Raw genomic sequence first — 5,089 nt, forward strand, 5'->3', positions numbered from 1 at the left:
ACGGCTCGGGGCCGATGTGGATCGCTATTCCTTCATCGCAGTGGACTTCCACCACCTACTCCTTGCCGGTCTCCCGGCGCACTAATTTTGGAATGTACACCCTAGAAGGTGCGCTTGACGGATCGGCGAGGTCCGGTTTTGTAGAGGTTTGTCGGAGCGCTTCTTTATCTAATCGGAGCGCGACAAGGCAATCGAGATCACATTGTCAGTATCTGTTTCAGGTAGCTCGAACAGCATTGGCAAAAATTCCCCGCTCGGGCGGCGTTCTCATGATCACCGTCCCTAAGCGAGCTCGGACTTTACGACTTTCCAGGATACCTATGGCCCCGACGCAGCGGGTGGAGCTATCCGTCACTTCCCTACACCCTGTGCGCCGCCACCAATCTCGCGTAGAAAGCCACTGGCCTAACCCGGCCCTGCGAGGCGAGAAACTCCATGCGAATAGTGTTGCCTGTCCTGTTGTTCGGCGCCGCCCTCGCCAGCCTGTCGCCCGCCAAGGCAGCGGCCGGCGATTGCGGCGATGCCGCCGCGCTGGTGCAGCAGGCCTATCCCAAGGCCCGAAAGAGCGCCGACGGCACCTCGTTCACGCTTGAACCTCATACCAGCATCGCCTTGACGCTCCCGGGGAGCGATGCGCCGTTCGGCCTGGTCTGCAAGATTTGGCCCGCCGATGTCGACCTGCTGTTGGTGGCTGTGCCGCTGATCGACAGCGCTAACGGCGACCACCTGCATGTCGGCGATATCGAGCTTCTGGTCGTCGACAGGAATACGCTGCGTGTGCGCCAGCGCCTGCTCCAGCCCGGTCTGATGACCGACGACGCGATTGTCATCGAGAAGGTGGACTTCGACACGGGCCGCTATGCACTGGCCCCTGGGGTAACCGCCTTCGGCCTGAGCATCGAACTGGCACACCATTCGCTGACCGCTCCCTTCACTGAAACCGACCTGCGGCTCTACGCTCTCACCGGCGATACGCTACGCGTGGTGCTCGACGGCCTCGTGGTGGCCGGCTCTGGCGCCGATAGCGATGGTAGTTGCGCCGGATACTTTCATTCCAGCCAGGTCAGCCTAGCGATGAGCCCGGCGCGCCACCACGGCTATCATGACATCATTGCGGTCGAGCGGACGGATACCGATAATCCCTCCCCCGACCAGAATGGCGAATGCCGGTCCCATCCCGGCAAGCCTGTGAAGCGGACCTACCGGATGCGCTATGACGGCAGCCGCTATGCGGTTCCCGCGGCACTCAGGGTGATGGGGTTGTGACGCGGCCGCACACGTCCCTGCCGGGGTTCGCCAATGTGATCAATTCCAGTTGAAAGGGTATCGACCATTAATTCTCTCGTGGTAGGAGGCGCTCAAGGGGGCTCTTCCCAAAGGAGCTGATGATTTGTGGTGGTCAAGATTCAAAAGGGGTTTTGCCGGAACGTGGGACGACAGACTTGACGGGCTATTCTCCGCAAAGGTCGACTACGCCGGAAAATCCATTCTCGATGTTGGCTGCAATATGGGTGTTGTCGCCTATGAGATATCCAAGCTGAAACCCAGTTCGATCCACGGGATCGACATTGCCAAGCCGCATATCGAGACCGCAAAGATGTTGTTGAGCGGCTCCCCGGTACATGCCCGGTTCGATCGCCTGAATCTTGGCAGCCGGCGCCTCGGCAATATCCTTCTACCGAAATACGATATCGTCCTGCTGCTGGCCGTCTATCAGCACATGCAGCGCAACATCGGCCCAGGCAAGGCGCGAAGGGTGCTTTCCAATATTGTGAGGCGCACCTCGAACGTCGTTGCCCGCGTTCCGCCTGGAACGGATGGCGAATTCATCGAAACGCTTTCTGACGAGGGGTTCCAGGTCAAGAGCACTCACACATCGCCTCTTGGTAGTCATGTGCTCGTGCTTGAGAAACCTGCCTTCGGAAATCCGCAGCCATGATGACACATTGCTTGTGGTAATCTGCCTCTTCAACATCCCATGTGCCAGCAGCGGGCGCAGACCCGCTGCTGCCTGCAACTCGGCCCGGGCAACGCCGTTTCGCCGGCAGAAAGCATCTTGCGGATGGACCTCGCGACAATGCCGTTGATATTGAGGGCCGCGGCTGCGGTGTTCTCTGCCACTGCCTTGACAGACTGGATGCGCCCGTTGGCGTAGGTGACGAATACCAAGTTGGCCGTCACGGCGAGAGCACCGGCCGACCCACCTGCGGTCAGCGCGCCGCCGGTGTCGAAATTCAGCCATGTGCGTTATCAGCTCGCAGGCGCCCGTCCAGCGCTCTGGCTCAGGGCGCCGGGCGAGTGAACAGGGTTCGGAATAGCTCCTCAGCACGCCGCAGTCCTTCATCTGTCAGAAACACTGACTTCGCCTTGTTTGCCGGATTCGCGATCAGCCCCTTCTCGTGCAAGCGATCCAGAGCATTCCAATCCAACCCCTTCCAGGCGCGCCTCTCTTCATGCAGCGTCAGCCAAAGCAGGCCCATAACGGCATCGTCGATCTTGTCGGTGTCGATCTCCATGCAAGCAGTTTAACACGCGAAAGCGCCTCTGCCACGATCCACACCGGATGGTTACTCCCTGCCACGAGCGTTCGCCTGAAAACAAGTGCCTCACTCAGGCGTCGCGTCCGCGACGGCGTCATTGGGGGGCGACGAGCCGGGACGGGATCGAGTTCATCATGGTGCCTAAGCGGCCGTAGCAGCGTTGCCGCTGGCAATGAAACGCGAATTGGCGAAATCCTCGTCGTCGCTCTGGTTGCGCTTACCGCAGGCGAGCGGCTCACCATTCAGGTGCGCGTCATGCTGCCGGCAGCGCGCGTCACCCCGCCGCGGTGAACCATTCCATAGTGCGACCGACGCGCGGATACGTTTCGCGGGACACTTTCTTCTCCGACGCGCTCTCCGACCGCAGAAGTCCCAACCTTGCCAGAGGTGAATTTTTGACCCCTGAGCGGTTAATCGCGGAGCGCATTCCGGGCCACAACCGACTTTGCGACATCCCTCCACTGATTCACTGCCCGTCCAGCGCCAGAATGCGAAATCCGCTGTGAGGGTCGGGGCTTCGCAACAACCGCTCAAGGTCGTTCCGAATTGCAGGGCTGACGTGTTTTCATCGAGCCAAGACTGACTCTGGTACCGTGCCGGGAATGAGCTATAGTTCACATACTAAGGCGGCCGGGCGCTTGCACAATGGCTGGACTGGGTGAACAGATTGCGCGTCAGCAGCGCACCATGGGACCGCTCCTGGTGGCGGCAGTGGTCATCGGCCTTGTCGGTCTGCCCGTCGCAGCCTGGCTCGACCTCCGAGACTTATCGGAACGGATGCTGCGCAGGCAAGCCAGCGAAATCAGCCGCATCATCGACGAAATGCGCGGATTCTACGGCAGCGACGTCGTGGGACGCGTGCTGCAAGCTAACGGCGCCGTGACTGCGACGCACAACTACCGGGACGTGCCAGGCGCGATCCCTATTCCAGCAACCCTCTCGATCGAACTCGGCAAGCGCATCAGCGCTCACGACGGCTCGGTCAAATATCGGTTCGTCTCGGATCTGCCTTTCAAAGGTCGCGCGCCCCACCAGCTCGATGTCTTCGAGCGGAATGCAATCTTGGCTTTGCGCGCCAACCCGAAGGAGCCGATCATCGAAGTCTCGGGCTCACTGTTTGACCGGCAGGTCCGCGCCGCGGCCCCTGTCATAATGGGACAAGTGTGCGTGACCTGCCATAACTCACACCCGGACAGCCCCAAGACGGACTGGAAGGTAGGGGATGTCCGAGGGATCCAGGAGATATCAGTCAATCAGCCTATTGCTGCGAACGTGCTGACCTTCAAGTATCTGCTCCTATATTTCGGTTTCGCGGCGGCGGCGGGCCTGACGTTCATTCTCCTGCAGCGTCGGCAGTCCGCGTTGATTCAGGGCATCAACAAGGAGCTTTCGGAGGCAAACGACTTCCTGGCCGCGATTTCATTGAAGATCGCCAAATACCTTTCGCCTCAAATTTACAAAAGCATCTTCAGCGGCCAGAAGGACGTCACCATCGCGACCGAGCGCAAGAAGCTCACGATCTTTTTCTCCGACGTCAAGGATTTCACCGCGATCGTGGAACGGCTCCAGCCCGAGGACCTGACGCTTCTCCTCAACGAGTACTTCACCGAGATGTCAACGATCGCGCTCAAACACGGCGGCACCGTCGACAAGTTCATCGGCGACGCGCTTCTTGTGTTCTTCGGAGACCCCGAGACGCAAGGCGTCGAGGAAGACGCGAGAGCCTGCTTGCGCATGGCTGTCGACATGCAGCGTCGGCTGGAGCAGTTGAACAGGGTGTGGCATGACCGCGGAGTTGAACGGCCCTTCCGAGCTCGCATGGGCATCAACACGGGCTATTGCAATGTTGGGAACTTCGGTTCCGATGATCGGATGGACTACACGATCATTGGAGCCGAGGCGAATTTGGCGGCCCGGCTGCAGTCGATTGCCGAGCCCGGCGGCATCTGCCTCAGCTATGAGACTTACGCGCTCGTGCGCGACCTTGTCCGGGCGCATCCATTAGCACCGATTGCCATGAAGGGGATCAGCCGGGAGGTTGTCCCCTACGAAGTCGAGGGCCTCCTGGGTGAACTCGCCCAGCGCCCTCAGGTCATCAGCGAGCATGCGACTGGTCTCGACTTGTTCCTCGATGTTGAGGCAATCGACGAGAACGGGGTGGAGCGGGCGAAGAAACGACTTTCGGAGGCGCTCCTGGCCTTAACCATCCGAAGCAAGCCCGCCGCATTTTAGGTTCTTGAACGTGATCCAATCTGGACCGTGGCCAGCCAAGTAAAGTCCGGTTCAACACCGTTCAGCCGCGCCGGGCCCCGGCCAGGAGTTCGCGCGCATCATCCTCGCTGGTCATCAGCGCCGTCAGGGCGGAGGCGTCGATGAACATCAGTCATTCTCGTACAGGCTGTCGCGAAACGCCTTGTCGGCGGGCCTGCTGTGATCAGGCTTGCCCCGGGATCACGGCAGAACCTGAGTAAGCGCGAATTTCCCCGCACCTTTTGCTGTTGAGTGCTCTGATGCATGAGGTGTCCACCAAAATAGGTGGACACCTTGTG

The 5,089-nt window shown here is 60.1% G+C and carries 4 protein-coding genes; 3 read left to right on the plus strand and 1 reads right to left on the minus strand.

Translation table 11 applies throughout. From position 1 onward, the window contains the following. Positions 1–435 precede the first annotated feature (435 nt). Positions 436–1,266 (plus strand): PA3715 family protein, encoded by an 831-nt coding sequence (locus NKJ55_RS35015; protein WP_352453874.1) that lies wholly within the window; start codon positions 436–438, stop codon positions 1,264–1,266. Between the two features lie 124 nt (positions 1,267–1,390). Then, entirely contained in the window at positions 1,391–1,939 is a 549-nt protein-coding gene (locus tag NKJ55_RS35020; RefSeq protein WP_156948240.1) for a class I SAM-dependent methyltransferase, read from the plus strand. 343 nt (positions 1,940–2,282) lie between these two features. Here NKJ55_RS35020 and NKJ55_RS35025 read toward each other — a convergent pair whose 3' ends face one another. Next, positions 2,283–2,516, minus strand: coding sequence for a DUF6429 family protein (locus NKJ55_RS35025; protein WP_352453875.1), 234 nt, complete (start codon positions 2,514–2,516; stop codon positions 2,283–2,285). 669 nt (positions 2,517–3,185) lie between these two features. Here NKJ55_RS35025 and NKJ55_RS35030 point away from each other — a divergent pair. Further along, a complete protein-coding gene (locus tag NKJ55_RS35030) occupies positions 3,186–4,772 on the plus strand; it encodes an adenylate/guanylate cyclase domain-containing protein (RefSeq protein ID WP_352453876.1) in 1,587 nt (528 codons plus the stop codon). Positions 4,773–5,089 lie beyond the last annotated feature (317 nt).

It is taken from the genome of Mesorhizobium sp. M0106 (assembly GCF_040322715.1).
Taxonomy (GTDB): domain Bacteria; phylum Pseudomonadota; class Alphaproteobacteria; order Rhizobiales; family Rhizobiaceae; genus Mesorhizobium.

Excerpts from the sequence above, each read along its gene's own strand:
- NKJ55_RS35015 (WP_352453874.1), top strand. The coding sequence starts at position 436 with ATGCGAATAGTGTTGCCTGTCCTGTTGTTCGGCGCCGCCCTCGCCAGC.
- NKJ55_RS35025 (WP_352453875.1), bottom strand. The coding sequence starts at position 2,516 with ATGGAGATCGACACCGACAAGATCGACGATGCCGTTATGGGCCTGCTT.
- NKJ55_RS35030 (WP_352453876.1), top strand. The coding sequence starts at position 3,186 with ATGGCTGGACTGGGTGAACAGATTGCGCGTCAGCAGCGCACCATGGGA.